Source organism: Shewanella oncorhynchi (assembly GCF_030848765.1).
Lineage (GTDB): Bacteria > Pseudomonadota > Gammaproteobacteria > Enterobacterales > Shewanellaceae > Shewanella > Shewanella oncorhynchi.
In genome coordinates this window covers 1,541,984-1,562,219 of record NZ_CP132914.1, presented here as the reverse complement: position 1 = coordinate 1,562,219, position 20,236 = coordinate 1,541,984, and the positions used below count along the sequence as shown (strand labels likewise).

Sequence of the window (20,236 nt, the reverse complement as noted above, 5' to 3'; positions counted from 1 at the left end):
TATGATTAAAGCCTTTGTTGAAAACGGCCGCTTAGTCAGCCTCGTTATTGCGCTATTACTTGTCGCAGGCTTTGGTGCGATATCGAGCCTACCGCGTACTGAAGATCCCCACATAACTAACCGTTTCGCCTCTGTGATAACCCCTTATCCTGGCGCCTCAGCCGAGCGGGTAGAAGCCTTAGTGACTGAAGTCATTGAAAACCAGCTCAGGCGTTTGGAAGAAATTAAGTTGATCCAATCGACCTCTCGACCAGGGATTTCAGTTATACAGTTAGAATTGAAAGACACAGTTAAAGAAACGGCTCCCGTATGGTCTCGAGCGCGGGATTTATTGGCCGATGCGAAAATTAATTTACCTGAGGGCATACAATCTCCCACACTCGATGATCAAATTGGTTATGCCTACACCGCCATCTTAAGTTTAGTGTGGAATAGTAATACGCCCGTACAAGTCGACATGCTAAACCGCTACGCAAAAGAATTACAGAGTCGGCTCAGGCTGTTATCGGGCACGGATTTTGTCAAACTTTACGGCGCACCGACCGAAGAAATGCTAGTGCAGCTTGATGGTAACAAGATGAGCCAGTTACAGCTCTCTCCTGCGTCCATCGCCCATATTCTCAGCGGCGCCGACAGTAAAATTGCTGCCGGTGAAATCAACAACCGTGAATTTCGAGCCTTAGTTGAAGTCTCCGGCGAGCTTGATTCTTTAACCCGTATTCGCCAAGTGCCGCTTAAAATTGATAGCCAAGGGCAAATTATTCGCCTCGGCGACATAGCCACTGTGACTCGCCAAGCTCAAACCCCAGCGGATAGCATAGCGTTAGTCGATGGTGAACAAGGCGTAATGGTTGCAGTGCGAATGATCGATAATACCCGTGTTGATCTTTGGCAAGCACAAGTCAATAACGTCGTTGACGAACTCAATCGCGAAGTCCCCGCCAATATCCAGATCCAATGGCTATTTGAGCAAAACAGTTACACCAGTGAACGACTTGGCGGGCTAGTGGTTAACCTGCTGCAAGGATTTGTCATCATCTTGCTGGTATTACTCCTCACCCTAGGCTTAAGAAACGCCATCATAGTGGCGATTTCATTGCCGCTCACAGCGCTATTTACCTTGGCGTGCATGAAATATATCGGGCTGCCGATACATCAAATGTCGGTGACAGGACTCGTTGTCGCCCTTGGGATCATGGTGGACAATGCGATAGTGATTGTCGATGCCATATCACAAAGGCGTCAGCAAGGAATGAGCCGTTTAGCCGCAGTGAGCGAAACCTTACACCACCTTTGGCTGCCCTTAGCGGGATCGACTATCACCACTATTTTGGCTTTTGCGCCCATAGTACTCATGCCCGGTGCTGCGGGGGAATTCGTCGGTGGCATTGCCATGTCAGTGATGTTTGCGCTGCTGGGCTCTTACGTGATTTCCCATACGTTAATTGCAGGGCTCGCGGGACGTTTTAGTCATGAAGGTAAACAGGATGTCTGGTATCAACACGGGATCAACCTCCCGCTAGTGAGCCAATATTTTCAAGCGAGCCTGAGAATTGCCCTTAAACGCCCTATCGTCAGCGCGCTGCTTATCGGCATTACACCAGTATTAGGGTTTTTCGCCTCGGGTAAGATGACAGAGCAATTCTTTCCACCATCGGACAGGGACATGTTCCAAATTGAAATCTATCTTGCGCCCCATGTGAGTTTAGAAAACACCTTGAACCAAGTGCAGTTGATGGATAAAAAACTCCACGCAGTCACAGGGATCACTCAAGTCGATTGGGTGGTCGGCGGTAATACGCCCTCATTTTATTACAACCTGACGCAGCGTCAACAAGGGGCGACTAACTATGCACAGGCCATGGTAAAAGTGACTGACTTTGAGCGTGCCAATGAGTTAATCCCCGAATTACAACAGCAATTTGATAACGCTTTTCCCGAAGCGCAAGTACTAGTACGAAAACTCGAGCAAGGCCCGCCCTTTAATGCACCAGTAGAGTTAATGATCTTCGGCCCGAATCTAGATACTTTGCGATCATTGGGCGACGAAGTTCGTAATATTCTCGCGCAAACGCCGGACGTACTTCACACACGTGCAACCTTAAGTGCCGGTGCACCTAAGCTGTGGCTACAGGTAAATGAAGATGCCAGTCTAATGAGTGGGTTAAGCCTGACGGACATTGCCAAACAGATCCAAATGTCAACCACAGGCGTTATCGGTGGTAGCGTGCTTGAGCAAACAGAATCCTTACCCGTACGAGTTCGCCTTGCTGATGACAGTCGCGAGCAGGTGAGCCGCCTTTCTGAAATTCAATTAATGACACCTTCGGGTGAGTCTGTTGCATTATCCGCCCTCGCCCACAATGAAGTACAAGTGAGCCGCGGCGCCATTCCAAGGCGTAACGGCCAAAGGGTTAATACCATAGAAGCCTACATCGTCAGTGGGGTATTACCTGCCCAAGTACTTAATGATGTTAAAGATAAAGTGGCTCAATTATCGTTGCCATCGGGTTATCGCATTGAAATCGGTGGTGAAAGTGCTAAGCGTAACGAAGCAGTCGGTAATTTACTGTCCAATATGATGTTGGTCGTCACCTTGTTATTAGCCACTGTAGTGCTGTCGTTCAACTCCTTTCGGCTCACAGCGATTATTCTATTGAGCGCGATACAATCGGCTGGACTTGGCCTATTAGCCGTGTTTGTATTTGGTTATCCCTTTGGATTCCCGGTCATCATAGGACTGCTTGGATTAATGGGACTTGCCATTAACGCTGCGATTGTGATCTTGGCCGAACTAGAAGATATGCCGAGCGCTCGGCTCGGCGATATGGAAACCATAGTGTCTACCGTCAGCAGCTGTGGCCGTCATATCAGCTCAACGACTATTACCACCGTGGGCGGTTTTATTCCGCTCATCATTGCTGGCGGCGGGTTTTGGCCTCCCTTTGCCATTGCTATCGCGGGCGGTACCCTGCTGACGACTTTACTTTCTCTGGTATGGGTTCCAACGATGTATTTGCTGCTGATGAAAACCCGTACGGCAAACACCCCATCCGCGATTCAAGCTCAAATCGCATCATGAACTAGATATTGGTACAGTTTATCTTTAAGGTTTAATCGCTCTAATTTTAACGCTAAAAAGTGCTCATCGGCGGTGGGCACTTTTGTTAACTCCAGCGCCCTAATTTTATTATCGAGCTCATGGTAACGACTAGCCATGGTCGCAAAGGCAGTATTATTGACTTTTAAATGCTTAATTTGATCGACAAAATCAGGAAACTCATAAACCAACGCATGATTCTCACCTAGCATATTCACTTCTCCTATAATGTGGTTCTAACACTATGAACTCCATTCACCTTAAGCAGCTTAGTCTATACCTTCAGAATACAGCCAGTACTTGGGCATGTTATCTGCTAACATTTCTGCAAAATAAGCTGATGAGTCCAAGTCTAAAACTGCAAAAATATCAACGAAATGAGTTTAAAATTGCAGAAGTTTTAGACCCACATCAAGACTACAAAGTAAAACTTAGGCTACATTGATGTAACCGTTACCTATAGGATCTTACGATGAATTATAAAAATTGGCCTATTGCAAAACAAATTGGCGCCCTCGCGTTTATTCTTACTCTTCTCATCTTTGGCGTATTGAGTACCGTCTCCTATAAAGCCGCTTCAAATGTATTAGAAGATAAAGGTATCAGTGCCATGAAATCTGAAATGCGTGCAGTTTCAGACATGTTAGAGCTGCAGTACGATAGTCTTCTGCAGCTTGCGAGACGCAACGCCGATGTTTTTAAGGAAATGTATCCTGGACAATTTAGTCTGCAAAATAAAACTGTCAATGTGATGGGAGTAGGCTCTCCAGCCCTAATGCATGAACAAGAACAAGTGAACTCATCAAAAAGTAAAGTCGATCGTTTTGCTAATCTAACTGGCGGTACCGCTACAGTATTTGTGCGTGATGGCGATGACTTTATGCGAGTTTCGACTTCGCTCAAAAAAGCCGATGGCAGCCGTGCACTAGGTACTTCCCTTGGCAAAACACATCCAGGCTATCAAGTGCTGCTCAGCGGTAATGAATACGAAGGTTATGCCAAACTTTTCGGCAAAGACTACATGACAGTCTATCGTCCAGTGAAAGACACACAGGGCAAAGTCATTGGTATCTTATATATTGGTTTCGACATCACCAGTTCCTTAAAACAATTACAAGAAGCAGTTAACAGAATCACCTTAGAAGAAAGTGGCCATTTTCTATTAGTACGCAAAGCAGACAATGTGTTAGTCGCCCATCCTAAGTTCAACGCAGGTGACATCATCACCGAAAGTATGCTTGATGGCTTAAGTGTTGCGTATGCCACCCAAAATGATGCGGAATCCCATTACAGCAATAGTAAAAATGAGCCTATGTTTGCCTATAGCCAAACCGTGACGGGCTGGAATTGGGTGCTAGTGGGTCAAGTCAAGGCAAGTGAGCTTAATGAAGAAAGTATGCAATTGCTCACCATCAACGCCATCGTTGCTATCACAGGGATCGCGCTGATCACAGCGCTATTATCAGTTGTCTTAATTCGCGCACTCAAACCTTTGCATTCCCTCCAAGTGCATATGGAAAATTTAGGCAGTGGCGATTTTAGCCATCACTTAGCGCCATCAGAACCACAGAGTCAAAACGAAGTGGATCGAATTACGACCAGCGTATCAACTATGTCCTCAGAGCTCAGGCAATTGATTATTGCATTGCAGGATTCAGTCATGAGTCTAGAGCAACAAGCCTCCAAGGCACAGAGCATCGCGAAGCAAAATGGTGAAGAAGCTCAAGCCCTAATGCTACAAACGGATCAAATCGCAACTGCCATCGAAGAAATGTCGACCTCGATCCGTGATGTGGCTAATCATGCCCAAGATGGCGCAGTTCAAAGCCAGCAAGTGGATGCCGCAGCCAAAGAAGGTCAAAACCAACAGACGAAAGTGGTGCAGGATTTACTCAAACTCAGTCAGCAACTCAGTAACAGTCATCAATCGGTTGAAAAAGTCAGCCATGAAAGTGAAGCGATCAGCAAGGTGACCGAAGTCATTAACAGCATTGCCGAACAAACTAATTTACTCGCATTAAATGCAGCGATTGAAGCGGCGCGCGCAGGCGATCAAGGTCGAGGCTTTGCTGTCGTTGCCGATGAGGTGAGAACTCTCGCCCAGCGGACCCAGTCATCCATTGTAGAAATTGGCCAAACGATTGAAAAGCTGCAAACTCAAGTGAAAAGCACCACAGAACAAATGAGCCAAAGTCATCAATTAGGAATGGAATCTGCAACACAGGGTGAAGCAACGGGTGAACAACTGAAGGAAATCACCCGTAGGATTGGCGAACTCGCGATTAGCTCACGCAATATAGCCTCGGCTACTGAGCAGCAAAGCAGTGTTGCACAAGAGATAACCCACAATTTGCATCAGATCAGCGAACTCGCTAACGAAGGCGAGCACCGTGCCACTGAAACAGTGCATTCTGCCAATGAACTGTCTTCCTTAGCCGCCGCCTTAAAACGCCAAATAAGCCAGTTTAAGGCCTAACTCAAATACGGACTTAGATAACCTGAGCTCGGGATAAGCAGAGCCGCTGAATAGGCATCTTTTCGGGCCTCTCTGCGTTGCTCTGTCTAACCATAGCTCGCTATGGCGTACGACAGAGCGCCTTGATATGCGCAAAAATCTGCGCATTCAGTCAGGAAATAGATTTTTCGCTTTAAACGAATAATTTTATACCATTGATTTTATTTGTTAAATTTAGATTTTTCGACACTCGTTATCCCGAGTTCAGGTTAGATACAGAGTTAGTGCTTTATCAAACGTTAAATGCCGCCCTAACAGGGCGGCATTTTTATAACAGCACTACATCAAAACGATAGGAGCCACATTTAAGAAATGGGATTTGGGACTTTTATTTAGGAGCCTGACGTGAAGGAATAATGGAGAAAATATCTAAAACCATGCAGACTAAGCATCTGCAGACAATCAAAAAGCGATGACATCAGGCCTATTCGCTGCAGTTACATCACCACTCTGCAGCGAAGTTAACTGCGTGGCCTAATACGATAACGCCGCTCTACTTCAAACTAAAATAACCTCAGCCATCAAAAAATCCCAATAAAAAACCCCGCTGATGCGAGGTTTTTAAATCGAGTTTAGACGTTACTCGGCATCTTCTGCCGATCTGTCCATGTTCTCTGTATTCTCAAGCCACAGGGCATTGATAATCCCGAAAGAACAGGCCAACAAAACCCCTAATATCCACGTAAAATACCACATAGCAGATGCTCCTTAATGCCTAATAGAGTGAGGCTTTGTTATCTTCAATATGCTTACGGCCGATACGACCAAACATCTTGTAGTAAGTCCAGACAGTGTAGCTCAACACTATAGGTACGAAAATCGCGGCAGCAGCAGTCATAACACCTAAGGTCATTTTACTGGCTGTTGCATCCCACATAGTCAAACTGACGTTAGGGTTAAGTGATGATGGCATGACGAATGGGAACATTGCTGCACCGCAAGTCAAAATCACCATAGCCACAGTGAGTGAGCTAAATAGGAACGCAAAACCTGAACGGTTAAAGCGGCTAACCAAAATCACTAGTAGAGGCAATGCCACACCTAAGATAGGGAACAGCATAGTGATGGGGTATTTGTCATAGTTGGCAAGCCAAGCACCCGCTTCAATTGCGACGGTTTTCATGGCTGGGTTAGAAACCGCATTATGGTCCAGTACTGAAGTCACTACATAACCATCAATACCATTGGCTAACCACACACCCGCAGCAGCAAACAACACAGCCACTAACAATGCGAAGAATTGCGTGGCTTTCGCAGCACGAACACGCAGCTCACTGTCAGTCTTCATTTGTAGCCAAGAAGCGCCTTGCATCATAAACATGCTCACGCTCACAAGACCTGCCAGCAAACCGAAAGGATTCAACAGGCCGAACAGACCACCGTGATAAGTCGCACGTAGGAACTCGTCGAATTCAAAAGGCACACCTTGCAACAAGTTACCAAAGGCCACGCCTATGATCAGCGGTGGCACAAAACCACCGGCAAACAAGGCCCAATCCCATGACTTACGCCACTTTGGATTTTCGATTTTAGAACGATAATCGAATCCGACTGGACGCATGTAGAGGGCAAACAGCACTAACATCATGGCGACATAGAAGCCAGAGAAAGACACTGCATACACCATAGGCCAAGCGGCAAATAACGCACCGCCTGCTGTGATTAACCACACTTGGTTGCCGTCCCAATGGGGAGCAATAGTGTTAACCATGATACGGCGCTCAGTATCGTCTTTGCCTATAATTGGCAGTAACGCACCGACACCCATGTCAAAACCATCAGTAACCGCAAATCCGATGAACAGTACGCCGATCAGAGCCCACCAGATAACTCTTAATATTTCATAATCAAACATAATGAAATCCTCTGCTTAGGCTTCTAGGTTCTCGAAATGATAACGACCAGTTTTCAAACTGCTCGGACCAATGCGGGCAAACTTAAACATCAAGAACATCTCAATCACCAGCAGTACAGTGTAGAACAAGGTGATAGAAAGGATACTGAACCATAAGTCGCCAGTCGTTAAGCTTGACGCAGACATAAAGGTCGGTAGTACCTCAGAAATCGTCCAAGGTTGACGACCATACTCAGCCACAAACCAACCACACTCAATCGCGATCCAAGGCAATGGCAAGCTATAAAGTGCAGCTTTAAGTACCCATTTTTTCTCGGCGATTTGATGACGTGTGCTTTGCCAGAATGCCGCAGCAAATACGAACAACATGATAAAGCCTAGACCTACCATCACACGGAAGCTCCAGAAAATCGGTGCTACGTTCGGGATAGAATCTTTAGCTGCTGCTTTAATTTGCTCTTCAGTCGCATCGACCACTTTGTCTGTGTAGCGTTTCAGTAAGAAACCGTAGCCTAAGTCGACTTTCGCTTCTTCAAAAGCAGCACGTAGTTCAGGCGTTTCTTCACCCGCACGCAGTTTCACTAGCATGGCATAGGCTTTCATACCGTTACGGATACGCACTTCATGCTCAGCAATCAAGTCATGAATACCAGTCACTTCTTCATCCAACGAGCGTGTTGCCACTATACCCATCGCATAAGGAATTTTGACTGCAAAATCTGTTTTCATGGTTTCTTGATTCGGAAAACCGACAGCAGTAAAGGCCGCTGGAGCAGGCTCTGTATGCCACTCAGCTTCAATCGCTGCTAACTTAACGCGCTGTGCTTCACCCACTTTATAGCCAGATTCGTCACCTAACACGATAACCGACAGAATCGCCGCCATACCAAAGCTTGCCGCAATCGCGAATGAGCGACGAGCAAAAGGTAAGTCACGTTTCTTGAGGATGTAATAAGCACTGATCGCCAGTACAAACATGGCACCCGCCACATAACCCGAAGCGACGGTGTGAACAAACTTAACCTGCGCGACAGGGTTAAACACAACTTCAGCGAAGCTGGTCATTTCCATACGCATGGTTTCGTAGTTGAACACTGAACCCACAGGGTTTTGCATCCAACCGTTTGCCACTAGGATCCACAATGCCGACATGTTAGAACCAAAGGCCACTAACCAAGTCACGACTAAATGCTGACGCTTAGTGAAACGATCCCAACCGAAGAAGAACATACCCACGAAGGTAGATTCAAGGAAGAAGGCCATTAAACCTTCAATAGCCAGAGGCGCACCAAAGATGTCCCCTACGTAATGCGAATAGTAAGACCAGTTAGTACCAAACTGGAATTCCATTGCCAAACCTGTGGTAACCCCCAAGGCAAAGTTAATACCAAATAACTTACCCCAGAACTTAGTCATATCTTTATAAATTTGTTTATCAGTCATCACATACAGTGATTCCATGATAGCCAGCAAAAATGCCAACCCCAAAGTCAAGGGAACAAATAGGAAGTGATACATGGCTGTCAGCGCAAACTGCAACCGCGATAGCTCAACAACCTCTTCAACAATCATCGGTGACTCCTTACTTGGTGCGTCCAATTGCTATGACATAACCCGCGTCAATCACAGCAAGTGCCTTTGTAGGATAGTGAGTTTTCATTTTGTGTTTATATCTGCGACAACAGTATAAACCGTTAAATTTAATCTTTTGCATTAGTTCGAAGCAGCAAGGGCTAAAAAGTACCAATATCTGTTGCATATTGAGACGCGAGTCACACTATCGCAAGTAACTGAGACCGACACCCTACCACTCACTCAATCAAATGATTTCATCGATATAAATATCAGATAGTTAAGATATTTATTCATTTTCATTTGTGGCTATTTTATACCACCTCGCTTTGATGCAAATCAATCAAACTCAGGGGTTTAGGTGGGTTTTGCGGTGAGGCACACACTTCCCCACCAGAGAGGATTGACAATCGATAAAAACAAGAGTAGTGAGCAACCATTAATTGATATAAAGTTATACTTTCACTAACTAGGAAGCAAAAATCAGCTCTAATCATCAAAAAACCAATAAATAAATAATACTGCAACAAATTAACTAAAAAATATTGTCACAAATTCAAGTGATCCATGATTTAAAACCTTTAAAATCAAATATAAATACATATAAATATAAAAAATCACAATAACACACTCTAAAATACATTAGTTTTAATAATGAATATTTGTATTTTTTCTCGTTTGAGAAGCTAACCTAAGTTGTTTAATATATGTCCTGTGTTAAGGAGACAATTTGGTAGAACTGGTGTCGTAGCCCAGCCAAGACCAACTTCGCGCACATAGGTACTAACTTTTGGTGTGGAGATATCGATATGACTAAATTATTTGAACGTCTGGTTAACAGCTACAAGCGTGTTTTTGTTGAACTTTATACAGCTAATGAGCTGAAATAATCCCCAGAATTACTCGTGAAATTGATTGCATTTATGTGAAGTTTTGTTAGCGCAAAACGGGCCCCCATCTCCCTGAGATTGGGGGCTTTTTCTATATTAAGACCCTAGCATCCCCCAACAACTCCAGAACCCCATAAAACACCACGCCCCGTATCAAATGCGCAACATACCTATTAATAGGTATTTACCGATTAAAGTGGCTATTTTGCCACTTTAGTCCATTAGATTATTTGCAATAAGCGTTAATAATTTGAAATACAATCACTTCCATAAAATGCATTTTATATATAAAAAAAGGAGCGAAATTATCGCTCCTTTTTTACGCTTTCATTAACCTGCTTTTACCCCTCAACAAAGGCAAAAGCCGTTGACTTTAAACGCTTAACCTAAGGTCACTCGTGCATTACGGAACATACGCATCCAAGGGCTATCTTCACCCCAAGCATCTGGATGCCAAGAGTTAGCCACTGTTCTGAACACACGTTCGGGGTGCGGCATCATCAAGGTTACGCGGCCATCTGTGGTACAAATCCCAGTCAAGCCATTTGGCGAGCCGTTCGGGTTTTGTGGATACTGAGTCGCAATATCCCCCTTACCATTGACAAAACGCAGCGCAATCGTGCCTGACGCTTCGGCAATCGCCAGCGCTTCAGGGCTAGCAAACTCAGCCAAACCTTCACCGTGGGATACAGCAATGGGCATACGTGAACCTGCCATACCTTGGAAGAATAACGACGGGCTCTGTTGCACTTCAACTAAGCTGAAACGCGCTTCAAAACGCTCTGAGCGGTTACGCACAAAACGTGGCCAATGCTCGCTTCCTGGAATGATTTCTTTCAGGTTTGACAGCATTTGACAGCCATTACACACGCCAAGGGCAAAGCTTGAGTCACGTTCAAAGAAACGAGAAAACTCATCGCGAGCTCGCTCATTAAACAGAATCGACTTAGCCCAACCCTCACCTGCGCCTAATACATCACCGTAGGAGAAGCCACCACAGGCCACTAGGCCTTGGAACTCACCTAGGCTGATACGGCCAGATAAAATATCCGACATGTGTACGTCGCGGCTTTCAAATCCGGCACGATCAAAAGCAGCGGCCATTTCTACGTGGGAGTTAACGCCCTGCTCACGCAAAATCGCCATCTTAGGCGCAGCGCCCTTAAGAATATAAGGCGCGGCAACATCAGTGCTTGGATCAAAACTTAAGTTAACGGTTAAGCCTAAATCGGTTTCGTCTTGCTTAAGTTTGAACTCTTCAAGCGCGCACGCTGGGTTATCACGCAGAGCTTGCATACGATATGTGGTTTCTGACCACACAGTACGCAGCGCTACACGGGTATCACTGAAGATTTCACGCGCGCCATCTTTAATGGTGATGCGTTGATCGTCGGCTAGAGTTCCGATCACATGGCAAGGCACGCCAGCGATAGCGAACTGAGCGGCAATTTTCGCAGCATTGTCACGGCTCACTTGCAGCACAGCGCCGAGCTCCTCATTAAAGAGTCGTTCTAAATCAGTGCCCTGCAAGTCTTCTACATCTATGTCTAAACCTGTATTACCGGCAAAAGCCATTTCCACTAAGGTAGTGAATAAACCACCGTCGCTACGGTCGTGGTAAGCGATAACCGACTTCTTAGCCACCAGATTTTGCATCGTTTCGAAGAAACCGCGCAGCAGTGCAGCATCGTCAAGATCCGGCGCAATATCACCCAGCTCACCAAACACTTGGGCTAAACAAGAACCGCCTAAACGATTTTTGCCCGCACCTAAATCCACTAACAGTAAAGACGTTTCGCCTTTATCTGTGCGTAGCTCTGGCGTCACTGTATTGCGAATATCTTGCACCACACCAAAGGCGGTAATGACCAATGACATAGGCGACGTCACGGTTTTATCCGCGCCATCTTGCTGCCATGCAGTCTTCATCGACATAGAGTCTTTACCGACCGGAATGGTCAGGCTCAGCTCTGGACACAATTCTTCACCTACGGCTTTCACCGCTTCATAAAGACCCGCATCTTCACCAGGGTGACCCGCGGCAGACATCCAGTTGGCAGAAAGCTTAATACGCTTAAATGAACCGATATCGGCACCAGCGATGTTCATGATTGACTCAGCCACAGCCATACGGGCAGAGGCGCCAAAGTCTAGTAGCGCTAGCGGTGTACGTTCACCCAGTGACATAGCTTCACCGGCGTAGGTATCAAAGCTTGCCGCAGTCACAGCGCAATCGGCCACAGGCACTTGCCATGGACCAACCATTTGGTCACGGTTAACTAAACCTGTAACTGTGCGGTCGCCAATAGTGATAAGGAAGGTTTTATCTGCGACTGTAGGCAAGCTCAGTACGCGTTTAACCGCTTCTTTAACATCAATCTTGTTTTGTTCGAGCGCTGGCGATACGGCTTTGGCCGATACCACATCGCGGCTCATCTTAGGCGCTTTGCCTAATAAGACTTCGAGCGGTAAATCGATAGGATTATTGTCGAAATGGCTATCGCTAAGCGTCAGGTGTTTCTCCGCTGTCGCTTCACCCACAACCGCAAACGGTGCGCGCTCACGCTCACAGATGGCAGTAAATAGCGCGAGGTTTTCAGGGGCAACTGACATCACATAACGTTCTTGTGATTCGTTACACCAGATTTCCAGCGGGCTCATGCCAGGCTCATCCGAAGGCACATTACGCAGATTAAACAAACCACCGCGCTCACCGTCATTCACGAGCTCAGGGAAAGCGTTCGACAAACCGCCCGCGCCCACATCGTGGATAAATTGGATAGGGTTTTTATCGCCAAGCTGCCAACAGCGGTCAATCACCTCCTGACAACGACGTTCCATTTCTGGGTTTTCACGTTGCACAGAAGCAAAGTCGAGATCTTCACTCGATTGACCCGATGCCATAGACGAAGCAGCGCCGCCGCCCAAACCAATGTTCATCGCAGGGCCACCGAGCACAATCAGCTTAGCGCCAACGGTGATTTCGCCCTTTTGTACGTGTTCTTCACGAATGTTACCTAAACCACCGGCCAACATAATGGGCTTGTGGTAACCACGGACTTCAACACCGTTGTGGCTGCTGACTTCCTGCTCATAGGTACGGAAATAACCGACCAATGCCGGACGACCAAACTCGTTGTTAAATGCCGCGCCGCCGAGTGGTCCTTCGGTCATGATGTCCAGCGCGCTCACGATACGTTCTGGCTTGCCATAGTTACCTTCCCATGGTTGAACAAAACCCGGGATTTTTAAATTGGATACACTAAAGCCTGTTAAACCCGCTTTAGGTTTAGAACCACGGCCTGTCGCGCCTTCATCACGGATTTCACCACCCGAACCGGTTGCAGCGCCAGGATATGGGCTGATGGCGGTTGGATGGTTGTGGGTTTCCACTTTCATCAGGATGTGCATAGGTTCAGTGTGGTAGTTATATACCCCATCAGGATCGGGGAAGAAACGACCCGCAACCGAACCTTCCATCACAGCAGCGTTATCTTTGTAGGCAGATAACACGTGATCAGGCGTGGTTTCAAAGGTGTTCTTGATCATCTTGAACAGTGACTTAGGCTGAACTTCACCGTCAATGGTCCAATCTGCGTTAAAAATCTTATGACGACAATGCTCAGAGTTCGCCTGAGCAAACATCATCAATTCGATGTCATGGGGATTGCGGCCTAAACGGACGAAGTTCTCGACTAAATAGTCGATTTCATCTTCGGCTAAGGCTAGCCCCAATTCAGTGTTGGCCACTTCAAGTGCACGGCGACCTTCGGCAAGAATATTGACGCTCTTAAACGGCGCAGGCTCAGTGCGTTTGAACAGCACATCGGCTTTAGCAAAATCATCAAGGATAATTTCAACCATACGATCGTGCAGCAACGCATTTAAGGCTTGTTGCTGAAGCGCTGTCAGTGCATCTGACTCGACATAATACGCAACGCCTCGCTCCAAACGCTTCACTTTACCAAGGCCACAATTGTGCGCGATGTCAGTGGCTTTTGAAGACCAAGGAGAAATAGTACCGGGGCGAGGAGTGACAAACAGGAGTGAACCTTGGGGGATATGAGCTTCTATCGCAGGTCCATAGGTGAGAATTTTTTCAAGTTGCTGGCGTTCATTTGTGTCGAGCAACTCGCTCAAATCCGCTAAATGGACATACTCAGCATAGATTTGGCGTACCGGAAGCGCCGCGTTTTCGCAGGCCTCCATCAGCTTTTGCACCCTAAACGTCGAGAGTGCAGGGGCTCCGCGGATGATCTCCATCACGTCTATTCACCTTATTATTTATTATTGCAGGGGTCAGAGGTGGCGCTATTATAAGGAAATGTCTGTCACAAATCACCTGCGACCTTACGCAAAACAGTGTTTCCTGTGATATAAAAAGCCCAGTATTGTGTCGGCTGTACTTTCCCCCAGAATGATTTTTTTTCGAAATCGCAGACAAACGGATATAATCCCACCAATGTCAGCCAGTTCACCACTAATGCCCCACTGTTAACTCGCTATCTATAATATTGATTTTATTTACTATAAGTACATTTAATGACTCGATTTCTGTTCGCTCTTATCTTAGGTTTCCTACTGACTGCCTGTCAGCAGGTGACCGTGGACGAAACAGAATTCGTGCCAAAAAAATTAACTGAGCTAAGAGTCGGTACACTTTACGGCCCACAGATTTATATGACCTCGGGCCAAGGTGATAGCGGTTTCGATTACGATATGGCGGTATTGTTTGCCGAATACTTAAATGTGCCCTTAAAAATGGTGCCCTACACAAACCGTATCGAGCTGTACGAAGCCCTCAAAAAGAATGAAATCGATATTATTGCTGCAGGCATGACAGAAACGCCCACAAGGCGAGAACAGTTCCGCTTAGGTCCACCGCTATACCGGGTGAATCAAGTGTTGGTGTATCGCGAAGGCATGCCAACCCCAAAAGACATCAGCGACTTAAAAGGCAAGATCACCGTTATCGCCGACTCTTCCTTCGTCGAGACCTTGACCCAGTTGCAAAAGCATTATCCAACGCTGGTGTGGGATCAAATTACCGACAAAGACAGTGAAGAGTTGTTGGCTATGATTGCCAACAAAGAAATTGACTACACTATCGCCGACTCCAGCAGCGTACAGATCAACCGTCGCTACTTGCCCGACCTACGCTCAGGCCCTGTGCTAGAAGAAAAACTCGATGTGATCTGGCTGTTACCTCCCACTCACAGTGATGAACTTATGAGTAAATTGCTGGCCTTTTGGCACCAAGAGAAGCTTGCCGGTACGCTGGATCATCTCAACGAGAAATACTTTGGTCATGTAAAACGCTTCGATTATATCGATACTCGCGCATTTATCCGTGCCATTGAGACAGTATTGCCGCGTTATCGACAATTATTTGAAACCCATGCAGGCAATTTAGATTGGCGTAAACTGGCAGCAACCAGCTATCAAGAATCACATTGGAATCCTAATGCCCGCTCGGCCACAGGAGTGCGTGGCATGATGATGTTGACTCAGCCAACCGCCAAAGAGATTGGGATCACCAACCGACTCGATGCCGAAGAAAGTATTCGCGGCGGCGCGGCGTATTTGAACGATATGATCAATCGCCTGCCAGAATCGATCCCCGAGAGTCAACGCATGTGGTTTGCGCTGGCCTCTTACAACATAGGATATGCCCATATTGAAGATGCACGTAAGCTTGCGGAATCGATGGAGTTAAATCCCAATGCTTGGCGAGATTTAAAAAAGGTACTACCGCTACTGCAAAAGCGTAAATATTATCAAAAAACACGTTATGGTTACGCCCGAGGCAGTGAAGCCGTTCATTACGTCGACAGCATCCGTCGCTACTATGACACGCTAGTCTGGGTGGATAATCAGTCGAAACAACCCGCCCCCGATGATGACTCGAGCGACCTTACTGCGGAAGAACCCGTACTTCCAGCAGGAACGTTAAGTCCTGATCAACCTAAATAGCTTAACTCGTTAGCGCTCAGGTGCATGGGCCAAACGACAATCCAACAACTCACTTCTTATATATCAAGTACAGAGTTTTACGTAACAAGAACAACAACATAAAAACTCAAGATGTACGTAGATGTCTTCAACAAGGTCAGATACTAAGCAACAGGCAAGCTGAATTAAGGTTTATCAACCTAACTCAAATTTGCGATGAAAAACATCGCTTAGTTCAGCTTATCTGACCAGTGCTATTGCTGCACTCCTGTGCAACTGCTACTGTCTTGGGTTATGACCTAAGATACATCTCTGTAGGGCATCGATAATAACAATTAATGGGGTCAATATGAGAAGAAAAACCATCAACAATACCGTTGCGCGTCGTCGTACTTTGCTAAAAATTCGTCATCGCCGTATTTTAAATCGTCAAAAACTCTTCTTTACTTTTATTCAGTCTCAGGATTAATTCTGTCACGTTAATCGTCACTTACCCAATAGCTTGCTGCGCCTTTTGAGCCTGTTTCAGGGCTTTTTTCTCTTCCCTGCGACGTTTAAAAAAACGACTCAATTGCGCGCTACAAGCATCGGCCAACACCCCAGATGTGACTTCAACTTGATGATTAAACGCCGGATGTTGCAATAAATTCACCACTGTACCCGCTGCACCCGTTTTTTCATCGCTCGCCCCAAAAACCACTCGAGCAATTCTGCTATGCACCATAGCGCCCGCACACATAGCGCAAGGTTCAAGCGTGACATATAAAGTCGCATCTAAAAGACGATAGTTTTCGACCAAACGCCCCGCTTCCCGCAAACATAAAATTTCCGCATGGGCGCTAGGATCGTGCTGGCTAATGGATAAATTGTAACCCGTCGCAATCTGCTGACCGTCTTTGACCAATACCGCACCCACAGGCACTTCGCCCTCGGCCTCGGCTTTGTCAGCCATCAGCATCGCGACTTGCATCCAATGTTCGTCTTGCTGAGATTGTTCGTCTTGCTGCATTTGGTCCACTCATGCCCTCAATCGATTCGCCCAAAAATAATGCCGGATTATATCAGTCACGCACAGATATTTCACGGCAGAGTCATTCAGCCCAAGTTAATCCATCAAACAACAAAAAAGGCGCACTCGGCGCCTTTTAATCGTTAATTCAAATAATTAACTTATTCCCATTCGATAGTCGCTGGCGGCTTGCCAGAGATATCGTAAACCACACGGGAAATGCCATCGACTTCGTTAATGATGCGGTTTGATACGCGGCCTAAGAAATCATACGGCAGATGAGCCCAATGGGCCGTCATAAAATCGATTGTTTCCACGGCGCGCAGTGATACAACCCAGTCATATTTACGGCCATCGCCCATCACGCCGACTGAGCGTACAGGTAAGAACACAGTAAAGGCTTGACTGACTTTATTGTATAAATCGGCTTTATGCAGTTCTTCGATGAAGATGGCATCGGCGCGGCGCAGCAAATCACAGTATTCTTTCTTCACTTCACCTAATACGCGCACACCAAGACCTGGTCCTGGGAACGGGTGACGATAAAGCATGTTGTATGGCAGGCCTAACTCAAGACCAATTTTACGCACTTCATCTTTGAACAGTTCACGCAGAGGCTCGACTAAACCAAGCGCCATATCGGCTGGCAAACCGCCCACGTTATGGTGAGATTTAATCACATGTGCTTTGCCTGTGGCACTACCAGCAGATTCAATCACGTCTGGATAAATCGTGCCTTGCGCTAACCATTTGGCATTGGCGCATTTTTTCGATTCTTCATCGAAAATTTCCACGAATACGCGGCCAATGATCTTACGCTTAGCTTCTGGATCGGCTTCGCCTTTCATCGCATCGAGGAAACGGTTTTCCGCATCAACGTGGATGATATTCAGGCCGAAATGATCGCCAAACATTTCCATTACTTGCTCGGCTTCGTTCAAACGTAATAAACCGTTATCAACGAATACGCAGGTCAGTTTTTTGCCGATAGCGCGGTGTAGCAGCATAGCCACAACCGAAGAATCGACACCGCCCGATAATCCTAAAATCACTTCATCATCACCGATTTGCTTCTTCAAGCGCTCAATCGCATCTTCGATGATAGAGGAGGGTTTCCAGTTGGCTGCACAGCCACAAATGTCTAAGGCAAAGTGCGATAACATGCGCATACCTTGGCGAGTGTGGGTCACTTCTGGGTGGAACTGTACGCCGAAGAATTGCTTTTCTTCGTTTGCCATAGCGGCAAATGGACAAGTGTCCGTTTTAGCGACCGCCACAAACCCTTCAGGAATAGCCGACACTTTATCGCCGTGGCTCATCCATACGTCGAGTAAGGGTTTGCCGTCACTGCTAACCGCATCTTCGATGCCTTTGAATAGTAAAGAATCCGTCAGCATTTCAATTTGAGCGTAGCCGAATTCACCTTCGCCCACACCTTGGATCACTTTACCACCCAGCTGCTCAGACATAGTCTGCATGCCGTAGCAAATGCCCAGTACTGGCACACCTGCGGTAAAGACGTATTCAGGCGCACGGGGCGAGTTTTCAGCCGTGACACTTTCTGGTCCGCCCGCAAGAATAATGCCATTCGGGGCAAATTCGCGGATTTGGGCTTCGGTGACATCCCAAGCCCATAATTCACAGTAAACGCCGATTTCACGGATACGACGGGCAATCAGTTGAGTGTACTGGGATCCAAAATCGAGGATCAGTATCTTGTGCTCATGAATATCGCTCATGGGTAACCTTTATCTCATCTATTGTTTTAACATTGCTCAAAGCAGCGACTGCCAGCTTTAAGTATTGGATCATACGTTTTACAAAGAGGCGGCTTACGCCGCCCCTCTTATCAAACGATTAAGAACCTGAACGGTAGTTCGGCGCTTCTTTCGTGATAGTCACATCGTGTACGTGGGACTCGCCCATGCCCGCTGAAGTTACTTTCACAAATTGGGCTTTTTCATTCAGCTCTAGAATGGTGGCGCAGCCAGTCAAGCCCATGCATGAACGTAAACCGCCCATATGTTGATGGATGATTTCCTTCAACTTGCCTTTGTAAGGCACGCGCGCTTCCACACCTTCGGGAACTAACTTGTCTGCAGCATTATCCGATTGGAAATAGCGGTCAGAAGAGCCTTGAGACATAGCGCCTAATGAACCCATACCACGGTAGGATTTATACGCACGACCTTGATATAACTCAGTTTCACCCGGTGCTTCCTCAGTTCCCGCAAACATTGAACCCGCCATGATGCAAGATGCACCCGCGGCTAATGCTTTGGCTAAATCGCCAGAGAAACGAATGCCGCCGTCGGCAATCACAGGAATACCTAGGCTCTTCATGGCTGCAGCGGCATCGGATACCGCGGTAATTTGTGGTACGCCCACGCCAGTCACGATACGAGTCGTACAGATAGAACCAGGGCCAATACCCACTTTAACTGCGTTAACACCCGCTTCGACTAAGGCTAATGCACCTTCAGCCGTGGCAACGTTACCGCCAATGATTTGCAAATCAGGATGTTTAGCGCGAGTTTCACGAATGCGTTGTAAAACGCCTTCGGAATGGCCATGGGAAGAATCGATAAGTAAAACGTCAACACCGGCTTTAACCAGAGCGTCAACACGCTCTTCATTACCAGCGCCCGCACCTACGGCGGCACCAACACGTAAACGGCCTAACTCATCTTTACAGGCATTCGGTTTACGTTCGGCTTTTTCGAAGTCTTTAACTGTAATGAGGCCTTTCAGCTTATAGTTATCATCAACCACAAGAACTTTTTCGATACGATGTGAGTGCATCAATTTTTGCACTTCATCTAATTTAGTGCCTTCGGCAACAGTGACTAAACGCGCTTTAGGCGTCATCACTTCTTCTACCGTTTTGCTCCAATCTGTCACGAAACGTACGTCACGGCCAGTGATGATACCAACCAGCTCGTTGGCTTCGTTGACCACGGGATAACCCGCAAAACCATTCTTCAGTGTTAACACTTTCAGATCGGCTAAGGTCGTTGATGGCGTCACAGTTACAGGTTGTTGAACCACGCCCGCTTCGTAAATTTTTACTTTACGAACTTCTTCGGCTTGTTTTTCAATGCTCATGTTTTTATGAATAAAGCCTAAGCCGCCTTCCTGCGCCATCGCGATCGCAAGACGAGCTTCGGTAACTGTGTCCATAGCGGCAGACACTAGTGGGATATTCAATTCAATGGTATTGGTCAGGCGAGTTTTTAGAATGGCGGTATTTGGGAGTACAGTCGAATGCGCAGGAACAAGCAACACATCGTCAAAAGTAAGCGCTTCTTTAATTAAACGTAGCATATGCAACATCTCCCCAGTT

The 20,236-nt window shown here is 46.7% G+C and carries 11 protein-coding genes; 3 read left to right on the top strand and 8 right to left on the bottom strand.

The features are described 5' to 3' along the window. Position 1: 1 nt before the first annotated feature. A complete protein-coding gene (locus tag RA178_RS07080; RefSeq protein ID WP_306685018.1) occupies positions 2–3,082 on the top strand; it encodes an efflux RND transporter permease subunit in 3,081 nt (1,026 codons plus the stop codon). Here the strand turns inward: RA178_RS07080 and RA178_RS07075 are convergent. After that, on the bottom strand, positions 3,067–3,312 hold the full coding sequence (locus tag RA178_RS07075) for an HP1242/YdcH family protein (RefSeq protein WP_105251903.1): 246 nt from the start codon (positions 3,310–3,312) through the stop codon (positions 3,067–3,069). The genes RA178_RS07080 and RA178_RS07075 overlap by 16 nt on opposite strands. A 260-nt stretch (positions 3,313–3,572) precedes the next feature. Here RA178_RS07075 and RA178_RS07070 point away from each other — a divergent pair, with 260 nt between their 5' ends. After that, entirely contained in the window at positions 3,573–5,576 is a 2,004-nt protein-coding gene (locus RA178_RS07070) for a methyl-accepting chemotaxis protein (RefSeq protein ID WP_306685017.1), read from the top strand. 618 nt (positions 5,577–6,194) lie between these two features. Here the strand turns inward: RA178_RS07070 and cydX are convergent. The 4 genes from cydX to purL form a co-directional block, all read right to left on the bottom strand. Continuing rightward, entirely contained in the window at positions 6,195–6,311 is a 117-nt protein-coding gene (gene cydX / locus RA178_RS07065; protein ID WP_011788717.1) for a cytochrome bd-I oxidase subunit CydX, read from the bottom strand. 19 nt (positions 6,312–6,330) lie between these two features. Continuing rightward, positions 6,331–7,470: a cytochrome d ubiquinol oxidase subunit II gene (cydB, locus tag RA178_RS07060; protein WP_028761243.1), complete on the bottom strand. Its 1,140-nt coding sequence runs from the start codon at positions 7,468–7,470 to the stop codon at positions 6,331–6,333. Positions 7,471–7,485: 15 nt separating this feature from the next. Then, positions 7,486–9,042, bottom strand: coding sequence for a cytochrome ubiquinol oxidase subunit I (locus tag RA178_RS07055; protein ID WP_028761244.1), 1,557 nt, complete (start codon positions 9,040–9,042; stop codon positions 7,486–7,488). A 1,271-nt stretch (positions 9,043–10,313) separates the two neighbouring features. Beyond that, complete coding sequence (gene purL / locus RA178_RS07050; RefSeq protein WP_306685401.1) at positions 10,314–14,195, bottom strand: phosphoribosylformylglycinamidine synthase; 3,882 nt, start codon at positions 14,193–14,195, stop codon at positions 10,314–10,316. 279 nt (positions 14,196–14,474) lie between these two features. On the opposite strand from purL, the gene mltF reads away from it, so the two are divergent. Next, the gene (gene mltF, locus RA178_RS07045; protein ID WP_263168921.1) at positions 14,475–15,905 is read left to right on the top strand and encodes a membrane-bound lytic murein transglycosylase MltF; all 1,431 of its coding nucleotides are present in this window, start codon (positions 14,475–14,477) and stop codon (positions 15,903–15,905) included. Positions 15,906–16,374: 469 nt separating this feature from the next. On the opposite strand, the gene tadA is transcribed toward mltF, so the two are convergent. The 3 genes from tadA to guaB form a co-directional block, all read right to left on the bottom strand. Next, positions 16,375–16,893 (bottom strand): tRNA adenosine(34) deaminase TadA, encoded by a 519-nt coding sequence (tadA, locus tag RA178_RS07040; RefSeq protein WP_306685016.1) that lies wholly within the window; start codon positions 16,891–16,893, stop codon positions 16,375–16,377. A gap of 161 nt (positions 16,894–17,054) precedes the next feature. Next, positions 17,055–18,632, bottom strand: coding sequence for a glutamine-hydrolyzing GMP synthase (guaA, locus tag RA178_RS07035; RefSeq protein WP_028761248.1), 1,578 nt, complete (start codon positions 18,630–18,632; stop codon positions 17,055–17,057). A 118-nt stretch (positions 18,633–18,750) separates the two neighbouring features. Continuing rightward, a complete protein-coding gene (gene guaB / locus RA178_RS07030; RefSeq protein ID WP_006085677.1) occupies positions 18,751–20,217 on the bottom strand; it encodes an IMP dehydrogenase in 1,467 nt (488 codons plus the stop codon). Positions 20,218–20,236 lie beyond the last annotated feature (19 nt).